General features: G+C 38.6%; 22 protein-coding genes and 1 pseudogene. 8 read left to right on the forward strand and 15 right to left on the reverse strand.

Annotated elements, in window-relative coordinates; translation table 11 throughout:
- Window positions 1–92: 92 nt before the first annotated feature.
- Both ACHFIZ_RS05385 and ACHFIZ_RS05390 read right to left on the reverse strand, forming a co-directional pair.
- Entirely contained in the window at window positions 93–1,307 is a 1,215-nt protein-coding gene (locus tag ACHFIZ_RS05385) for an LTA synthase family protein (protein WP_410883621.1), read from the reverse strand.
- Window positions 1,308–1,362: 55 nt separating this feature from the next.
- The gene (locus tag ACHFIZ_RS05390; RefSeq protein WP_410883623.1) at window positions 1,363–1,863 is read right to left on the reverse strand and encodes an RICIN domain-containing protein; all 501 of its coding nucleotides are present in this window, start codon (window positions 1,861–1,863) and stop codon (window positions 1,363–1,365) included.
- A gap of 270 nt (window positions 1,864–2,133) precedes the next feature.
- Between ACHFIZ_RS05390 and ACHFIZ_RS05395 the strand changes: the two genes are divergently transcribed.
- Entirely contained in the window at window positions 2,134–2,268 is a 135-nt protein-coding gene (locus ACHFIZ_RS05395) for a hypothetical protein (RefSeq protein ID WP_410883625.1), read from the forward strand.
- Between the two features lie 75 nt (window positions 2,269–2,343).
- A complete protein-coding gene (locus tag ACHFIZ_RS05400) occupies window positions 2,344–2,655 on the forward strand; it encodes a hypothetical protein (protein WP_410883627.1) in 312 nt (103 codons plus the stop codon).
- A gap of 295 nt (window positions 2,656–2,950) precedes the next feature.
- On the opposite strand, the gene ACHFIZ_RS05405 is transcribed toward ACHFIZ_RS05400, so the two are convergent.
- The 6 genes from ACHFIZ_RS05405 to ACHFIZ_RS05430 form a co-directional block, all read right to left on the reverse strand.
- On the reverse strand, window positions 2,951–3,526 hold the full coding sequence (locus ACHFIZ_RS05405) for a hypothetical protein (RefSeq protein ID WP_410883629.1): 576 nt from the start codon (window positions 3,524–3,526) through the stop codon (window positions 2,951–2,953).
- A gap of 54 nt (window positions 3,527–3,580) precedes the next feature.
- Entirely contained in the window at window positions 3,581–5,359 is a 1,779-nt protein-coding gene (locus ACHFIZ_RS05410; RefSeq protein ID WP_410883631.1) for a DUF885 domain-containing protein, read from the reverse strand.
- Between the two features lie 237 nt (window positions 5,360–5,596).
- Window positions 5,597–6,325 carry a hypothetical protein gene (locus ACHFIZ_RS05415; RefSeq protein WP_410883633.1) on the reverse strand — a complete coding sequence of 243 codons (729 nt, stop codon included), beginning with the start codon at window positions 6,323–6,325 and terminating at the stop codon, window positions 5,597–5,599.
- Between the two features lie 56 nt (window positions 6,326–6,381).
- Window positions 6,382–6,594 (reverse strand): DUF6965 family protein, encoded by a 213-nt coding sequence (locus tag ACHFIZ_RS05420; RefSeq protein WP_410883635.1) that lies wholly within the window; start codon window positions 6,592–6,594, stop codon window positions 6,382–6,384.
- 1 nt (window position 6,595) lies between these two features.
- Window positions 6,596–6,916 (reverse strand): hypothetical protein, encoded by a 321-nt coding sequence (locus ACHFIZ_RS05425; RefSeq protein WP_410883637.1) that lies wholly within the window; start codon window positions 6,914–6,916, stop codon window positions 6,596–6,598.
- 404 nt (window positions 6,917–7,320) lie between these two features.
- Window positions 7,321–7,497, reverse strand: coding sequence for a hypothetical protein (locus tag ACHFIZ_RS05430; protein WP_410883639.1), 177 nt, complete (start codon window positions 7,495–7,497; stop codon window positions 7,321–7,323).
- 185 nt (window positions 7,498–7,682) lie between these two features.
- Between ACHFIZ_RS05430 and ACHFIZ_RS05435 the strand changes: the two genes are divergently transcribed.
- Genes ACHFIZ_RS05435 through ACHFIZ_RS05445 form a run of 3 tightly spaced genes read left to right on the forward strand, consistent with a single transcriptional unit; the run spans window position 7,683 to window position 9,555 of the window.
- Window positions 7,683–8,150, forward strand: coding sequence for a protease (locus ACHFIZ_RS05435; RefSeq protein ID WP_410883641.1), 468 nt, complete (start codon window positions 7,683–7,685; stop codon window positions 8,148–8,150).
- A 21-nt stretch (window positions 8,151–8,171) separates the two neighbouring features.
- Entirely contained in the window at window positions 8,172–9,392 is a 1,221-nt protein-coding gene (locus ACHFIZ_RS05440) for a lycopene cyclase family protein (protein WP_410883643.1), read from the forward strand.
- Complete coding sequence (locus tag ACHFIZ_RS05445; protein ID WP_410883645.1) at window positions 9,382–9,555, forward strand: hypothetical protein; 174 nt, start codon at window positions 9,382–9,384, stop codon at window positions 9,553–9,555. Before ACHFIZ_RS05440 ends, ACHFIZ_RS05445 begins: the two co-directional genes overlap by 11 nt.
- Before the next feature lie 113 nt (window positions 9,556–9,668).
- Here ACHFIZ_RS05445 and ACHFIZ_RS05450 read toward each other — a convergent pair whose 3' ends face one another.
- From ACHFIZ_RS05450 to ACHFIZ_RS05465, 4 genes and pseudogenes are all read right to left on the reverse strand, one after another.
- On the reverse strand, window positions 9,669–9,869 hold the full coding sequence (locus ACHFIZ_RS05450; protein WP_410883647.1) for a glycoside hydrolase domain-containing protein: 201 nt from the start codon (window positions 9,867–9,869) through the stop codon (window positions 9,669–9,671).
- On the reverse strand, window positions 9,817–10,086 hold the full coding sequence (locus ACHFIZ_RS05455; RefSeq protein ID WP_410883649.1) for a glycoside hydrolase domain-containing protein: 270 nt from the start codon (window positions 10,084–10,086) through the stop codon (window positions 9,817–9,819). Before ACHFIZ_RS05455 ends, ACHFIZ_RS05450 begins: the two co-directional genes overlap by 53 nt.
- Before the next feature lie 151 nt (window positions 10,087–10,237).
- Window positions 10,238–10,663: pseudogene (locus tag ACHFIZ_RS05460) on the reverse strand (hypothetical protein); the annotation flags it as partial.
- A 133-nt stretch (window positions 10,664–10,796) separates the two neighbouring features.
- On the reverse strand, window positions 10,797–11,801 hold the full coding sequence (locus tag ACHFIZ_RS05465) for a hypothetical protein (protein ID WP_410883651.1): 1,005 nt from the start codon (window positions 11,799–11,801) through the stop codon (window positions 10,797–10,799).
- A 109-nt stretch (window positions 11,802–11,910) separates the two neighbouring features.
- On the opposite strand from ACHFIZ_RS05465, the gene ACHFIZ_RS05470 reads away from it, so the two are divergent.
- The 3 genes from ACHFIZ_RS05470 to ACHFIZ_RS05480 all read left to right on the forward strand — a co-directional run bounded on the left by ACHFIZ_RS05470 (window position 11,911) and on the right by ACHFIZ_RS05480 (window position 13,256).
- Complete coding sequence (locus ACHFIZ_RS05470; protein WP_410883653.1) at window positions 11,911–12,036, forward strand: hypothetical protein; 126 nt, start codon at window positions 11,911–11,913, stop codon at window positions 12,034–12,036.
- A gap of 184 nt (window positions 12,037–12,220) precedes the next feature.
- The gene (locus ACHFIZ_RS05475; RefSeq protein ID WP_410883655.1) at window positions 12,221–12,937 is read left to right on the forward strand and encodes a pirin family protein; all 717 of its coding nucleotides are present in this window, start codon (window positions 12,221–12,223) and stop codon (window positions 12,935–12,937) included.
- Between the two features lies 1 nt (window position 12,938).
- Window positions 12,939–13,256 (forward strand): hypothetical protein, encoded by a 318-nt coding sequence (locus tag ACHFIZ_RS05480; protein WP_410883657.1) that lies wholly within the window; start codon window positions 12,939–12,941, stop codon window positions 13,254–13,256.
- Here ACHFIZ_RS05480 and ACHFIZ_RS05485 read toward each other — a convergent pair whose 3' ends face one another.
- From ACHFIZ_RS05485 to ACHFIZ_RS05495, 3 genes are all read right to left on the reverse strand, one after another.
- Window positions 13,257–15,722, reverse strand: coding sequence for a glutaminase domain-containing protein (locus ACHFIZ_RS05485; RefSeq protein WP_410883658.1), 2,466 nt, complete (start codon window positions 15,720–15,722; stop codon window positions 13,257–13,259). It lies immediately after the preceding gene.
- Window positions 15,723–15,819: 97 nt separating this feature from the next.
- Window positions 15,820–16,926, reverse strand: coding sequence for a DUF5013 domain-containing protein (locus tag ACHFIZ_RS05490; protein ID WP_410883660.1), 1,107 nt, complete (start codon window positions 16,924–16,926; stop codon window positions 15,820–15,822).
- 169 nt (window positions 16,927–17,095) lie between these two features.
- Window positions 17,096–18,124, reverse strand: a complete 1,029-nt coding sequence (locus ACHFIZ_RS05495; RefSeq protein WP_410883662.1) for a PKD domain-containing protein — start codon at window positions 18,122–18,124, stop codon at window positions 17,096–17,098.
- Between the last annotated feature and the right edge of the window lie 11 nt (window positions 18,125–18,135).

An 18,135-nucleotide genomic window follows, 5' to 3' on the forward strand; every position in this document is an offset into this window, starting at 1 on the left:
ACTTACGCTTTGATAACTACTGATTATTAAAATGGCAAATTTCCCATGCAGCAATTTTTGGCTATTGATGCAGACTTCCGTTTTTAAACAATTCATGTGCGGTCTGATGATTCGCTTTCTTCATTAATCAACTTTAAGGGTAATAAACTAGGCGTTTGGATGTTAACATTGATATTGTATAGGAATGTCTCTGCTTTACCTTGTGGACCAAGAATCACGAGGCTGTCTGATTTTAGATAGGCACGCTTTTGATAGGTACCTAACAAAGTCCTTGGCTCGAAAGCGGAATTCTTGTCAGCACCTCGGATAACTGCATTAAATAAATCCTCGTCATTGATATCCCAGGCATTTTCAAAGTACACTAATCTATCCGGAATGACGGTTCTTCTCGTTAAATAGGTGTCATTGATTTTTAGGTTTCTTCCCCGATCAGTAATGTCAAATCCACTACTACCAAAATATTTCTTCATGTTATCGAAATAGCCATCTCCTCCATGATAAAATGTTCGGCTATAGCATACCTGTTTAAAAATATTTCCCACAGTTGTCAGGTTTTGATTATGCTGACGTCTTACTATACTATTTTCTGGAGTGGGCGGGATAGATAAACTTAAAGCTTCCATCCCCCTGACAGTTGTAGTACCCTTAGCATACCTATTGTTAAAAAGCAGACCTTGATCTGCTAAAGAATTCAAGGTTGGAGTCAACTGTTGCTTACTACCAAAATGAGCTAAGAAATCGCCGCTTAAACTTTCGACGGCAATCACGATCACATTCGGCCTAGAGGGTTTTCCAGCGACTATAATCCTTCTTCGCATAGAATTGTCTAAACTAACAAAGTGACTATTGTGATTAATTAGTTGATCTCGCATTATTTTATAAGACTCGCTTTCTAAAACTAAGGAATAGAAATCATGATAATTGAGCTCATTATTCTTGAAAGCAAAAAAGAAAGAATAGATACCCCCCTTCCAAAGTTCATTCTGATAGCGATTATCACTTGATTCAGCATAACTGTTGCTCAATAGAAACGGATAAGAAATTGAAGCTACTAACATCAATCCTGAAATCTTCAAACGATTTTTGAAAGACATTTTTGTGTCAAAAGTTATAGCTGAAAGCAATGCTACACCTAAATCATAGGTTAAACCGAGAACAAAAATATTAACTATACCGCTGGCTGTAAAGGTATTTTTTGAATGTGAAAGAATTAAAAGCGTAATCCTGACCAGCAACGAGCTGGAAATAAAAACTAATATAAAAGAAAAAAGTATAGCGTATCTAGTCTTGAATATCTGTTTAAACATAAGTTTGGTGAATTACCAAGTCTAATATTAAATTTTGTAGGAATTCTGAGTTTCACTAAATCGTTGGATTTTGGAGATAGATAATCCATTGTTGCTCGCTTGAATTTTTCTTCTTTGCCAATACGATCGCTGAATTTGTACTACCATCAGCATCCGCCGGAGTCAGATAAAGTTCAGTTGCCTTGAGGCGGATTAAATAAGTATCCTTTTTAACCTTAATAAATTCATATTGCTGATTTACAGCATCTACTAAAAGCGGCTGTTCTTCAAGAGCCACCGTCTCCTTTGCTTCACCTAAGGGCTGAAAGGTTTTTTTTGTGAAAAGATTTTTCAGTTGATAAGTGTTATCTCCCATAGACTGGAAATCCCAGGTCATGCATTTCCAATTTTGTGGACCATAAGCAACTAAAGGCGTTCCATTTTTACCATTGGCATCTTTTATTCGAAGGAGCATGCCTGTCTTCACATTTTTAATCGCGTAGGTACCTTTTATGTCTTGGGAATACGAATAACTGAATAATAAAAGCAGACAAAAGAAAGAAGTTATGATTTTCATATTAAGCTATTTAGGAAATGAATTGGTTATCATTTCAATTTTTTTTTACTAAGCTAAAAATAATATCTTTAGGAAAATCATAATCATGTCCAGATGCTAAATATCCAAATTAAGGGTTGTAAACAACCTTCCCTGTTTATCGTGTTGGGTATGAAATAATTTCCTGCCTTAGTGCCTAAGCTCTCTACCTATGCAATACATCAACTAATTTAAGTACCTACAACATCATTCAGGCCACTTGGCACCTTTGCAATAATCACAAATATCCTTATGGAAATTCTATACTTTGTAGAAGTAAAGTATCTTCAGGCAGTTGAAGAACTAAAATACGGTAGATTGTCGAAAGCACTGCACTATTTTAACACGATCCTTGACATAGACGCTGGTTATGCTAGAGCATATTAACCGATAGGTTGTTTTCACCACTATCATTTTAAGAACTATCAAACAGCGGGGTATTATTTCAAAAAGCGCATCAATTTGGAACCAAGCTTCCCTGACATTTACCCGCATTATTTGAAGATGTTGATTGTCTTAGAAATGCATAAAGCAATAATGGGCACTGCTGAAAATGCATTATTAATCCTTGGGGTTTGTCAAACGGATATCTATGAGCTCCTAGGCAATTATTTAGAAGCACAACAACATTTTACTGAAGCGGCAGCAAATTACAATATGGCAATGTTAGCAACGGTTGACCAAGCTGGTCATGTAAATTTTCAGGAACATTTAAAATGTATCGCTATGAAGACCGATGCGAAAAAGAGAATAGTATACATTTATCAGGCTTAATTTTTATCGAATTAACATTGGTAGGAATCCATGAGTAATAATTTTCCTTGGGGATTTTTTTGATATGTTGAAAATTTTATCTGTTCGACTCTATAGTAATCTTGTTTAATCCTTGAATTGAAATCGGAATAAATGTTTACAGGAGATTAACATTTTGTTCATATTGCGTTTGCATATTTATGGTGAATAGAAATACAAACCATATGAAATTCAATTATCCCATTCTACTTTTTGTTCTGGTCGCAATTGCAGCGGCAGTATATGACTTGTTTCGCAGAAACAAAAACCTAAAAACTTAGATAGAAAGCATTTTGTTGTCAGATTCTTCATTGTTTAACAACGTCTTTGCCACCCCTTTTATAAAGAAGTAATTAACTGTCCCACCTACTAATCCACCAACTATGGGAACTAGCCTCTGAGAAGTTTTTGAACCTAAAGTTAGCACAAGCTTTTCTGCTACTTCTTCCATAATATTTTTGCTTAGGGCTAGTTTGGTATCAGCTTTAACAGTTGAGGCAACAATTCTGAAGAAATCTTCAAAATTGATCTTATAACTACCTGTTTGATGGTAAGAGATAGCCAGGGTTACCCTAAACTGCTGCGTGATGAGGTTAATGATGTCTAAAGGAACGCCGATAAGCAGAGAGCTCAATCCTCCTAGTCCAGTCACCAGCCCTGACCCCGCTGCCATGTAAGCACATTGATTGATAAACCTATCAATACCCAATTTATCTACACCCTTCTTGATTCCCAACTGATCAATTCTGGAGAAGATCTGCTTAAATCCTCCAGTTGAAAGGCGCTTGATACCTTTCCTGAGTTCGGAACTAATATTTTTCGGACTAAATGAACTCATTAATAATTTTCGCATTTGGCTTAGTTTAATTAAACAGCACTAACGCTACAACCATGCCAGATCGTTTATCTATTTTTGTCTATCTGCCCAGGCATTCATTTTAGATTCGAATACTGATAAGGGCAAAGATCCGTCTTTCAGCACCTCTGTATGAAATGCAGCAATTTTGAATTGACCTCCAAGCTGCTTCATGTACTTCGCGCGAAGCTCTCTAATCTTCATTGCACCAGTCTTGTACCCTAAAGCTTGTCCCGGAATACCCATATAACGCTCTATTTCTGCAGTAGCTCCTTCAGTACTGATTGCCTCATTGTCGGTCATGTATTTTATCGCGTCCTCCCTGCTCATGTTTTTTGTATGAATTGCTACGTCGACTACCAAACGGACGGCTCTGTGCATTTCATCACCTAATGCACCCATATGCTGGTAAGGATCCTGATATAGGCCAAGCTCCTTACCCAGCGACTCACAGTATAATGCCCAGCCTTCTACGTATGCATTATGACCTCCAAAACGACGGAAGTTAGGGAGTGAGGTATTCTCCTGCGTCAATGAAATTTGATAATGGTGACTAGGGATTGCTTCATGGAGAAATAAGGATTCCATTCCTGAAGTGGTATTGAATGTTTTTGCATCAAGTATCGGAACGTAAAATATTCCAGGGCGCTTACCGTCGGCGGAACCCGAATTGTATTCTGCACTCGCTGATGCGGCGCGAAAAGCTTCCGTCTGACGAATCTCAAAGGGCGTTTTGGGTTCCCTTTCAAACATCTTTTTCAGGTTAGGCTTCATCCGTTGATGAATGTTTTCAAAAGCAGTAAGAATTTCGTTAGCGTTTTTATAAGGCATGAACTTCTTATCCGTCTTCATGTATTCAAAGAATGCTTTTAGATCTCCTTTGAAACCAACTAGGTTTTTGATACTATCCATTTCAGATTTAATTCTTGAAACTTCTTTTAATCCAGTTTGATAAACTTCCTCAGGAGTTTTATTTGTGGTGGTTTGTTGTCTAACAAGGTAAGCATACCATTCTGCACCTCCAGGCATAGCGGAATAACCCGAAGTAGTTCTTGCTTTAGATAAATATTCATTCTGCAGAAAGTCACCCAATCGTTTATAGGTTGGTATAATTACCGTAGAAATTGCATTAATATAGTCTTGGGTAAGCTTCTGTTTTTCAGCTGCGCTGAAAGTTTTCGGCATCAGGTTGATCGGTCCATAAAACAAACTCGCTTTTGGATCAGTTACAACCAGCGCCTGCATTTGAGGGATCATTTTAACTACCAAAGCCTTAGGAAGCACAATTCCCGAAGCCTCGCCCTTTCTGAAATTCGCAATCGCAGTATCAGCCCAAACTGAAAATGCAGATACACGCTTCAACCAGTCTTCATAGTTTTTGACTGTTTTAAAGGGTTGGGCACCAGTTCCGGATCCAAGTTGTCCAATGGTTAATGGCAAAGCAAACATTTGGTTGAAAGGAAGATATTCAGAATGGTATTTCAAACCTTCAATATTCATGTCCAATTGATCCTTCAAATAATCGAACGATAATTTATCATTGGCATCCAAGCTCTCCCTGTCGTAAACCTTCAAACTGTCTAGGTACCTTTCATTAAAATTTTTGTAGTCCTGAATATAAGTAACTGAACCATCATTCGCCAACAGGTCGTTATAGCGCTCATCACCAATATATGTAGCGGCCAATGGATTGATTTTTAAACCCTCCTGATAATATTGCTCACACATTGCTGAAAATTGTTTATTCGCTACAGTCGGGTATGTTTTGGCGACTTGCTTGCAAGACATTATTGTCAAAATGCATGCTGGAATTAGAAAAATTTTATTCATTTTTTTTGGTCTTACGGTTGACCAAAAATAGCAAATTATCTGACATTAGGAGTTGAGTGAAAGCGAGTAATATTATAGAACAGAAAACTTAAAAATCGTCTTTGACTTATAGGTTTGACCAGGATTTAAAACCGTATTTATAAACTTTGGTTGATATGGAACATCAGGATAATGCTGGGTTTCCAGACAAAAACACCATACTTTACTGCAATTTTGGTAACAGGGTTTTGAATGGATCTAAGTGAGCATGTGCTGAAGTATAGGCTCACATTTTTCTTTGCAACAGGGATAAAACTGGCCGTGCTTCCAGGTTGCAGACTTGGGAGACTGCCCCCACCAGAATTCGGCCAACGCCAGGGGTTTCATATTATGAAGGAAGGCATACTGTAACAGCTTAATCCCTGCGCATTCTCCAGCTCCTGCCGGAGGATTTTTATAGCCAGCGTTGCTAAAGATTCCGCGGAGGCTCTTAGACATTCCTGCTTGGTTCAAAAGGTGGTATTGATCAAATATCTTATTTTGTAATGTGGTGGAATGAATGCGGCGTACAGCCTTGAGTTCTTTCAATTTGTTATGATCGAGTTTAGTCGCTTTGATTTCCTCATTCATTCTGTTTAACTTCTGCATCCCTGCATTTAGGAAGCTGCCTTCAGTTAACAGATCAAAGACTGGGGGCACAAACTCGGTATAGGTATTTTTGCCACCTAGCTTTCCAGAAAATCCAGAAAGGTATCCCAAGTTGCCAGTGGTTAGTTTTACAATCAGAACGCCAAACATTTTTCCAATGATAGCTAAATCATTTTCTTCTTTCAAGCCGAAATTATGATTAAAGAACTGGTTCTGACTAAGATGTTGTTTTAGTTCCTTTGCCGCCAGAAGACAAAGTTCATGCGGTATGTCAGTTGTGAGGCTAAGGACTTCTGGGATTTGGAATTGCTCAATATCGACTTTAAAGAGTGTGAACATATTTTAACGAATGAGCTTAGAATGGGTTTACCAACGACAGGTTGTTTTTTGAATATTTAGGCCAGTAGAATCTCCTTCAAAGCGACAAGCCGCTCATACGCCGGTATACTCATTCTGCTTTCAGGAGCATTTTTGATGATGCTCAACTGAGCCTGGATAAAAGCTTTGACATCAATGATACGCGTTGCAGCATTCAATTCAATCGGTCCTTCCGGTAAATCAATGCCCTGAAATATCCCTTCGATATCCTCTATTTCTCCTGTTGTCATATTACGAATTCCGTTTAACACTAATGATGCTTCCCTTCCAAATGATATAACCCAACTTTGCACAAAGATCGTAAACTATCTTTTCAATCTGAGTTGGGACATCATTGACAATTTTCCAACGGATTGCATAGTTAGAGGTGTAACTGATCCAGACCACAAGGTCATCACAATCCTGCTCCCCTTCCAGCAAAACATCTAATTCGGATTGCATTTCTGAAGCAAATTTAGCCAATCTGTTGTCCATTACCTTATGTAATGACAGGTTGTTACCAGACTTAGGCTCATTGATAGCCAAAACTGTTATTGTTAGTTCGCGAGACATATGCTACAAATATTAGCATTTAAATTGAAATTGAAAAACAAAAGGGGATTTCCATCCGGATGACCCCCTTTTCTAACCAAATATAAACCTGTATGAACGGGTCCAAGCTTCAAATATACCATCACGATACTCCTTGGCTTTCGGCTAAATGTCATTTAACATTATTTAACTTATGAAAATCGCAATCGAACTGTATTCATTGACTATCTACCATCAGCCAGATTTAAAAGTATCGAGTTGTTCGAAGAACTTACCCTGAATACTGTTCGACCATTCGGCTCGCTAAAAATCCCTTCCAGCGCTTTAACAGCGCAATTCATTCTTTCAAACTGGTAGTCCATTTTTGGAGCACTTACAGCTTTAAACGGAAGATTCGTTTTTTCAGCAGCAGTCAGATCAAGAAACTAACTGGTTTTAAAGGAGCCGCTAAAGTGAATCCTAATCTGTTTTTCATCGAGATCCATAATCTGATACGACGCTCTGTTTTCGATGTGCTTTACAACAGTTTGATAAAAAACATCTTCCGTAATGATATTAACAACCTCAAGTCTAGGTTTTTCCGCCTTATTATTGGCTGCCATGGCTACAAATGCAAGCCATGAAAAGATGAAAGAAAAAAGTTAGCTACTATTTAGCAAAACATAGCTTTCTGATCCAAAACTTTCATCTACTATAAAGTTAGCAACCTGATAATAGTAAAAAGTACCTACCTTCGTATATCTACGCTAATCGTGGCATCGTTCCTGTTATTTTCGATCATATAGTTATGAAAAATTCTATCCCTATTTTAGCAGCAGTTGCGCTCGCATCTTGTAGTCAAAAGACAAGAAACGCAGAATCAGCATCCGCCGATTCTGCGGCACTAGATAACGCAATTGCAAAAAATTCGTCACCACCTTATGCAAAAATGATTGTCTCTCCGACAATTAAAATGGGCAAGCCTGTGCAAATGCGTTTCACTGTGCACAACGATGCTGATAGCATTCAACAATTCTGCAAATGGCACAGTGTTTTTAACGAACAAGCCAACTATAAAGGTGCAATGGCTACACGAGTAATGCCTCCTCCCGCAAATAGTTATGTTAAAATTGAACCCAAAGATAGCTTGTCTGTCATCTTTGATCTTGCAAAGGGATATGATATTACTGAACTCTCAACATACAAACTGGGATATAACGCTCAAAACATGAGTAGGTTGATAGTGAAAGATAGCGTCAGTGTTTACTGGAAGTAGTTTAGTATTTTACCTTTCGAAATGATTAAAAAATACGACATTATTATTTGTGGTGCTGGACTTGCTGGTCTTAGTCTAGCATACAGCGCATTTTCCTCAGATGTTTGGACGAATCAGCGGGTGTTAATTATCGATAAATCTACGAAAGACACAAATGACCGGACTTGGTCCTTTTGGGAAAAATCACCCGGTATTTTTGAGTCTCTTGTTCACCACAAATGGAACCAGTTGGTTTTTTTTACAAATGATCAACAGCGGATAGATTTGCAGCATCTACCTTATAAATATAAAACCATAAAGGGATTAGATTTTTACAACTATGTGCGCAGCTTTTTACAAAAACTTACCCAAGTGGAATGGATTGAGGAGTCGGTCGAATCAGTCGAATCCCCAGGCGACCACTGTTTAGTAAAAACCGATAAAGGTCGCTATGAATGCAAGTTTGCCTTCGACTCTAGATATAAAAAACCGGATTTGAAGTACGGAGATCAGTATTTTCTTCAACATTTTAAGGGGATAACTATCAAAACTGGCAATCGAAAATTTAATCCTGATCAAGCTTTTTTGATGGACTTTCGTACCTCGCAAAAAAATGGAACAACGTTTTTCTATACGTTACCAATGAGCGAGAATGAGGTCTTTATTGAATACACACTATTTTCAAAAGAACTGCTTAAGGAAGACATCTACGATCATGAGCTCAAAGATTATATTACTAATGTGCTTGGGGTGTCAGATTACGATCTGATTGACAGCGAGTTTGGCGTGATTCCAATGACAGATTATAAGTTTAAACGAAGATCTGGAAATGTGATGAATATCGGAACCGCCGGTGGCGATACGCGGGGATCTACAGGTTACACTTTTACGAATGTTCAAAAAACCATTACAAAAATTGTTCAAGCATTTGAAAGGACTGGCACGCCTTTTTTTGAAGACGAACAGCTTGGTTCAATAGAGAAGCTTTATGATTCTACACTTCTAAATGTTCTTGCCGAAGGCAATTATGAAGGCCATCAACTATTCACAGATTTGTTTAAAGGCACAAAAGCGAAAACTGTATTCTCGTTTTTGGACGGAGAAAGCGGTATCATAGAAGAACTGAAAGTCATGAAAAGCCTAAGAACTTGGCCATTCTTAAAATGGTTCACAAAGGTTGTCTACAAAAACCTATACTTTAAGCTTATCAATCTTAAAGTAACCCAAAATAATCAACGTAATTCTTCTACTGATGATCGATAACATCAGTAACCTGACTATTGAAGTGAACTTTGCTACTGATTCGTACGTCTTTTACCTACTTCAAGAGCATAGTATCTTTACCAGAAACATTTGTGATGTGTTCGTCGGTAGCGCCGTCTTTGCTGTACAGCATGCCTACTCCAAAAGCCTAAACATTATTTGACTCGTACAACAACGAACAATAACTTATGTTTTGTCTAGCAAATCTTACTTTAAATACGCTTTATGGCAACTTCGTTCAAATTAATTAAATGAGCTAACCCACTTATCTGGTTGCTAATCTTTAACTGGAGCATCGGATGCAACAATCTTTAACGTGCCGCCCGCATTTATATCGTTCTGGGTAATATAGTTACGATTAAAATCTTTTCTATTAGGTGTCACCCGCTTAATGTACTTACTTTTTGGATTGAAGTTCTCCACTTCAATATGAAAGCTCTTTTTGTAGCTCACCTTTTCTAGACCGGTATTGTCCATCAGATTCTGAGATCATATATGGGGATTGCATCGTCCTATACAACAAGGAATAGAAAAGGCGGGTATCCTGAATATTCCCTTCAATAGCTATCCTACTCAACAAACTGTTCCAGTCTGCGCTTGTCTGTTGCTGCAAGGAGTTAAAGTTGTTTTTATTGATCGATGACTTAGCCGCAGATATACTTATGGAAGAAAGAGCTATGTTAAATTCTACCACTTACTTTTCGTTTGATAGTGCAACCTGTAACTTGTGATCACAGAGATCTTGCCAACTGAATTTTGCAACCAATTCAAGAAAGTAATAGACCCTATTATTACCTAAGGCACAGGTATTTTTAGCGTCAATCCAACCTGTCAGTATATTTTTGTCAATTCAATGTTGCTCTGCAATAAAACCCCCTGAGAAACTGCGGGAAAGATCTCCATAGATGCCCTTTTGTTCCCTGGGAGTAATCATAGTGGTGCTTGCCGGCATTACCGGGCACAGTAAGTTGCGCTTTAATCTGGTTCGCAAAACCGGCCTCGTAATAACCTGGATTAGCGCTCTCGGTAGTTTTAATAAACATTGACTGAGCAGGATCAGCTCCCAAAAAGGGCTTAATGAAGATCAAACCACCGCTTCCGGTACAACCAACGCCTTAGAATCTGGTATGTGTGAAGCCTGTAAATTTCTTTGCAAGATGCTCATAGCCCATGTGTGTTATTGGAGAGGTTTGCGAACCTACGCTAAACATCCCAAATGGATAAGAGGCTGCAGGAGACATTTGGCCATGATCTCCCGATGATCCAAGAAAAACATTTACAAGATTGACAGTTTTACCTGACTTAACTGAGAAAGTTTGACCTTATATATCAAGCGGAGATTTCTGTTGCCCAAATGCGTTGTTAGTAACTATGGCTAAATTAGCATGAGGATGCTTTTCATAACTATCTGATTTTCTTGCTACCCATAATACTATAGCGCAACCCAAAAGCTTGCTGGCTATCCACCACCCCATCCACAAAATGAAAAGAAAGATCAAGGATACCTTCGATGTTCTTAAAAAGGATTGGTCTCCAGGTAAGGTCGGTTCTGTTGTAAACTTTAGATGTGTAAAAGCGGTCTCCAAATCTTATGTTATGGCCTTCGCCGTTATAATAAGAGTTTATGATTCCAAATCTTTTGTATTCTGCATGAAACTCGACCAGCATACCTTTAGGTGTTTGCCAACCACCTACGGTGCGGACACGTTCAAAGGACATTAATCCACCGACACTGAAGGTTAACGAGTCTAAAAAGGTTTTCCTAGAAAGGTCTATGCCCACTTTAATTGCTAAGGCACCATTGTCTTCAATATGATCTCCTTCTATGCTAACCGCAGGACCAGCATTATGAAGCATCATCGCATAATGAGAAATAAAGAAAAGACCAGTTTTATACTTTCCTGATAATCCGAAAAGGAAGTTCTCCCTTGCTGTAGCGGTCTGTCTACTCGTCCAATCAATCCACAGGGTTTGTCTGAAGTGCTCATTTTCATACTTAAGCAACATACCTTCTACATTCGGGCGATAATAGTTAAGAGTATCAGTGAGAATAGAGCGTGGATAATCTGTAAGCAACTTATTTCTTGGAAAAGCCCCCATATAGAAATTCCAATCATTTTTTAGGTATTGATAATAAACTACAGGATCAATATGGTTGGTAAAACTTGGAGATCCGAATTCGTGAAGGGCATTGAATCCCACACGAACCCTATGGGTGCTGTCTAGCAACAGTCCCAATTCCGGAGAGAACCTGATTCCAAAAATAGTTTGAGGATATCTTCCGGATTTGCCGTATTCTCTATTGTCCGCAAAAGTGTGTAAGCCTAAGCTTCCTTCTACATTTTGGGCACGAACGATATTAAAGGTAGTTAAAATAAAAGCGACGATTGATAGGATCCTGATCCGCATAAAGCATTTTTTAATGGGCTAAATATATAGCTTTTTGATGTATTGGAAACTTATTAACCAATCAAATTGTTAACGTTAACAAATATAATATTAAGCAAACACGACACCTATGAAAACGCCTAAGAACAAAACCCAAGAAGCAGAGACTCTAGATCAGAAAAAACCAAAAGGTTCAGAACCCGAAAATGCTACCTCTGCTAAAAATGCAAAAAAGGTATCTGTAAAGAAAAATTAGGTTATATCCGGTTCGAAAAACGGCATATCAAATCTCCGGTGTCAATTTCTTGGTGAAATAACCGTAGGATCTGAGATCGGCATTTTGTCCAGATAAAAATGTCAGGACGTTCGTTTTCTTATTCTAGGTTAAGATTTAAAATATAGAGTAGAAGTATCTTTGGGTTAAACTTAACATTAGTAACATGGCACAGTCAATATTACATACCGCAGAAAGCAGAGATAAATCAGATCATGGATGGTTGAAAAGCTACCATACTTTCAGTTTCGGCGGCAACTATAATCCTGAACGCATTCAGTTTGGGGCGTTGAGGGTACTCAATGACGATTGGGTGAATGGAGGAATGGGCTTTGGTGAGCATCCGCATGACAATATGGAAATCATCTCTATTCCATTAAGTGGTGCCTTACAGCACGAAGATAGCATGAATAATGTTGCCGTTATTGAATCAGGGGAGATCCAGGTTATGAGCGCTGGAACAGGTATTTATCACAAGGAGTTCAATAAAAATGCGGATGAACCTGCTGAGTTTCTCCAAATATGGCTATTCCCAAATCAAAGAAATGTGGAACCAAGGTATCAGCAGCAGAGATACTCGGATGATATCTTTAAAAATAAATTTAAACAAATCCTTTCTCCTGATAGCAACGATTCTGGTGTTTGGATCTATCAAGATGCCTGGTTTAGCATTGCCGAATTTGATCAAGAAACCACTAGCACTTACGCGCTGAAAAACAAAGTTAACGGCTTGTATGTATTTATGATTAAGGGGTCGGCAAAGTTTAGCGAACAAGCTCTGAATGAACGAGACGGCTTTGGTATATGGGACATTGATAACGTTGTGATTAAAGCATTTAAAGGAAGTAAAATATTACTTATGGAAGTTCCAATGAATTACTAAGATGGATAAAACGGAAATACTAATAGTTTGTAGCCATGACGAAATCTTGAAAACGATAGTGCGTCTGATCAACTCAAATACCTCAATGCGGGGCACGGGAGCAAATACGCTCGAGCAAGCACTAACGCTATTCAAATCAACCTCTTTTCAATTGGTACTAATTGGCGCTGGTTTAAAACCTGAGGAGGAGAAAGAGTTGATTGAAAATCTTAACCGATTGCAGCGTAAAGTACCAATTGTGCAGCATTACGGTGGCGGAAGTGGATTGCTGTTTACGGAAATCTTTAAGGCATTAGGCAAGAAGACACCGCTATCCTAACTATTTCTTATTCCAGTCGTACTCCAGCATCTTAATAAAATAACCACCCACAACACTTCTAGCCTGAAAGCCAGTCATTCTGCCTGTAGTAGTTTCATGCCAATCGCTTAGTGGAACTCTCGAAGTCGTTTCGTTAGCATACTTGTAAACAGGATTTACCAAGGCTTCGAAATCAGCCCTATTATCTGCCAATACAGAAGTCCATAAGATCCAATCAGATTTTGAATAAGTTTTGCGACTATCTAAAGGTAGTCCGTAAGGATTCTGCTTAGTTAGATAAAACTTAACTTCTTTGTCGTAAACAGATTTGGGAAAAAGGTTTAAACCCAATAGCTTGTCCCATACTAAATTGTATTTTTGACTCCAGGTACCCTTCTTATCAAATGTTAATGCATAGTGGTCTCCATCATCAGCCATAATCATCCACTTTAAAGCCATCTCTTTCGCCATAGTAGTGTATTTTTTCGCTTCCTCGGTTTCACCAAGCTTTTCTGCCAGCATACCATAAGTTCCTAAAGCAACGATAGCTTTCACTGATAGATTCGAATTTCTTGCAAGGTGACCGGCGAAATCATCTGTACACAACTGGTTACCGGGATCAAAGCCTTCTCTACTTAAATATTCTGCCCAAACACCTAACGTTTTCCAATGCCTTTTAGCATATTCCGCATTACCCTCGGCTTTGGCAATTGCGCCGGTCAGAATAATCATGTTTCCCGATTCTTCAACAGGCATATCTTCACCATACGTCTGCCCATTTGCCAATGGATACGTTCCTAAATCATGTGCCGCAAAAGGCTTCACCCATCTCCCACTTTCGCTATAAGCGAAAATTCCATTTAAAAGGCCTTTTACCAGTTCCGGATTATAAACCAGAAATAATGGTGCAGAAGGATAGGTAACATCAACGGTATGAATAGATCCATTACTAAAATTCTCCTTTGACATAAATAAGAGCTCACCAGTAGGACTTTTGACCAGTTTGTGTGCGGCAATAGCTTGTCTATAGCCCAATACGCAAAGTTTAGCATATTTATCACCACCGGCGGCCAAGGCATTCTTATACATTGATACATCAAAAGCATTACTTTTTTGGATGATCTTTCCATAATCCGCACTAGCTTTAACAAGCTCGCTGTTGAAGGTTTTCATACCGTCGCTATTCCAGTATGCCCTTAGGTTTTGTCCGAAGTATTGAACAGCTTCCTGGTCGTCGTACCCCACCATTACATACTGTTGTTTTTCAGCTAAACCAACTTTACCGAATGAGAGCACGGTGCTTAGAGATAACCCTGTTCCTGTTTCCGAAGAAGGTCTACTAATCTTTAGTCCCTTGGCAAATTCCGAAATGGCATTCTTCTGAGGAATTATATATTGAGTGGCTCTGTTTGTCAATGGTGTTGCGACATACATATAACCCCAATCAATTCTAAGGTCATCTCCCTTCTTTTTTAAAATCGGCTGTTCGGTTGTACCGGCTTTCAAGATTGCTAATGGTCCAGAGTTGGCTACATCTGCTTTAACTTCCTGTCCTGAGGTATTCGTAGCTATACTAGTCGAAGCATTGAACAGTATATCTACGTTATGAACCTTCTTGTCATTTGATTTAACTTTATAGGTAACATAAGAAATGGGTCTTGATACCATGTGTAAATCACCCAATAACAAAGGCGAAGTAAAAGTTAAGGACAAATCCACACCGCCTGATTTAAACTCATATTTTGTCTGAGTTGCGGCAATGTTTACACTTTTCTGCTGCGCAAGAGCCACAGGGTTTTGCGATACGGTTTTAGATACCAATCCCGCATCCAACCAGGCTCCACCTGCAGTGTTAGCAATGTGTATAGCCAGCACATTGTTCTCCTTTTTCAGTCCTTTCAAGACCGAAATCGATATAGGAATGTAGACGAATTTATTATTGGTCCATCCAACATGACTATATATCAAACTACCATTTAAGTAAACTTCGATGTTGTCATCATGATTGAGTTTCAAAACAAGCTCTTTAAGCATAGGATCTGCCAAATCGAAAGATCTCCGCACCCACAGATTTTTTGATGACCAGGCAGTTTTAGCAAATTGAGAAACATCACCAAAGGGCGCTGCTCCAGTTTTCCAGTTGCCCGAACTGTATTCAGCAGCTTTCCAGTCTCCACCAGGCGCAGTTTCAGTATAGCTAAAATTATAATCTTTGTCTTCAGATGAAGGAAGGATTACATTATAATTTTGCGCTGAATTTCCGAGGAAACGATAAGACTTACCATCAACCTTTATAATTCCCAATAAGGACTGTTCGGCTCCTGTCCAATGATTGGTAACTGAAGCATTCAACTGATCCGTACTAGACCAGATACTAAAATACGCATCATGGGTAATTAGAGGGTAAGATGGTGCTCTTTTCTCCTGAGCTAAAACTACCGTAGAAATAAAAACTGCTAAAATGGTTATTAGGTATCTTTTAATCATTATATGTGGCAAAGTGTAAGTATAAATTCATCTTGATTATACTACTAAAAACCCGGCTGTTTTTATCAGCCGGGTTCATTACTTTAAAGTGAAAAAATTACTTATCTTGTCTGTAGAGCTTTATTGATGTAAGTTTAAAAACTTGATCTGACTGCTGGAAGGTAGCAACAAATCCAAAAGTAACCTTTCTGACTTCCTTTATTTCAAACGGAGTTGTAGAATTTAACGGCCCATTTCCACTAATTTTCAAGAGCCCAATAACATTTGCATCAGTTTCGACATTGTTAACATCAGGTAAACTATTAGCCTTTGAAATAACATTATATAACTTATCCCTAACTTGGAAATCGTGGAATTGTAATACATAAAAGTATTTCCCAACAGGCAATTCTACCAGTGAAGTTTGCTCAATCTTACCATTCACAATATCTGGTTCGCCACCCCATTTTTCCATCGACATGCTATTTCCTTCCCATTCATCCCAGCCGCCCATTCCACCTTCTCTTTGTCTAACCGCTTGATTTACTCTCCAATCTGCAACTACGCCCCATCTGCCTCCAACACGTTCCGACGCTGCAAACTTTGGACCGGCATTTTTAATGAATTGAGTGGTTACCTCTTCCAGCGTCCCATTAGAAGAAACTAGTTTACTAACAGTTGCCTGAGAACCATTTACTGTAGTCAAAACGACTTTGGCCGTAAAAAGTTTCCCATCAGCGTAAGCTTTCGCCGGTTCTAATTCTGTCGAGGTAGTTCCATCTCCAAAGTCCCATTTAGCAGACTTAAGTTGAGCGGTGGTAGCTATTCTAAACTTAACAGTGTTAGCGGTTCCGTTTGGCAACGCAACTACTTTCGCCACTTTTTCTGCGTCAATTTTAACAACAACCAGTTTTTTAGCAGTTGCACCAGTCTCTGAGATGGCTGTCAAGACAACTTCATACTTTCCATCTTTAAGAAATAAGTGCGTTGGCGAAACTTCTCTGGATAAACTATCGTCTCCAAAACGCCACTCAATGGCTTTAAAGTTGGTTGATTTGTTCTTGAACTCAAATGTGAAAGGATCATCTTTTGCAACAATCTCATAATCAACAAAAGGGCGTTCGCCAGTTTCTGTGTTATCAATTGGTAGCAGACGGTCTTTCTCGCAGGCAACGATAGTTGCCGCACAAAACAGAAATAAAATCGGTTTAAGGATTTTGTTCATGGGAGATAAATTATATTCGGTTTATATTTACTTAACTATTTGTAAGTTGATTGAATAGTGTAAATATAATGAATATTGTCTTGCTCACCAAAAATTATTGTAACAAATATATTGCAATTAAAAAGCCAACTCGTTTCCGAATTGGCTTTGAAGAATAATGTATTTAAAACTACCTAAACAATCTAATTTCAGACGCCTGAAAATTCACATCATTATAGATAGATGTAATCTTCCACCTGTAAAAGACAAAAGGTTTTGGCTCAGCAATAGTAAAATAAAACAACTGTTTCCATTGGCTATTCGCCTGAGTGTAGAATGTGCTAGTTAAACTTCGTGAATCAAGTATAGTCCACGATAAGTCATCATTAGAACCTTCGAGTGTCCAAGTCTTTGGATCTCTAGAGTCTGAATCGTTCGCAGACCCAATTGCATAAATTTTTACAGTTTGAGCAGAGTAAAATTGGAATTTAAAAGTTAACGGTAACGGAGCTTCTGCTAGCAAGGCCTTAGTATCAAGGTCATTATCTATTAATTTGGCAGCATTTTCGTTGGTATTGCTGTTATCAATCGACGCTACAAAAGACAGCGCATTTTGAGTGATGTTATCGGCGATACCCTCCGGAGTAACGAACTTATCAAAAGTCACCATAGAGCCCTTATCGGTAGTAATAGTTACTGAAAAACTGTTGAAGGATCCAGCTTGATAATCTCTAACAGGATTCATGCTCTCAAGCACAACAGATGGCGACACATCATTAAAAGTCCATTTAGCGGATACGATCTTAGCCTTACTACTCAGATTAAATTTAACCTGGTTTAATACACCTGTCTTAGTAGCCGTAACTTTTACTACACTATCTGGAACGATTTTAATATCAACCAGTTTCCTGGAAACGGCATTTTCTGAATTAAAGGCTTGTAGGTCTACCTGATAAAGTCCTGGCGCCAAAAATACGTGTGTAGGCGATAAGACAGTTGACAAAGTGTCATCACCAAAACGCCACTCGACTTTCTCAAAACCACTGGACTTATTCTCAAACTTAAAAGTAAAAGGATCATCTCCCGGGAGAATCGCATAATCTACTAAAGGAAGTTTCTCAGATTGGAGCGGTTCTTCCGGCAACACCCGATCTTTCTCACAGGAAACTATCATGGCAGCAAATACCAGTAATAGGAAAGGTTTAAAAATTTTGTTCATTTTTTTGGGGG

Origin of the sequence: Pedobacter sp. JCM 36344 (genome assembly GCF_046546555.1) — a bacterium.
Classification (GTDB): domain Bacteria; phylum Bacteroidota; class Bacteroidia; order Sphingobacteriales; family Sphingobacteriaceae; genus Pedobacter.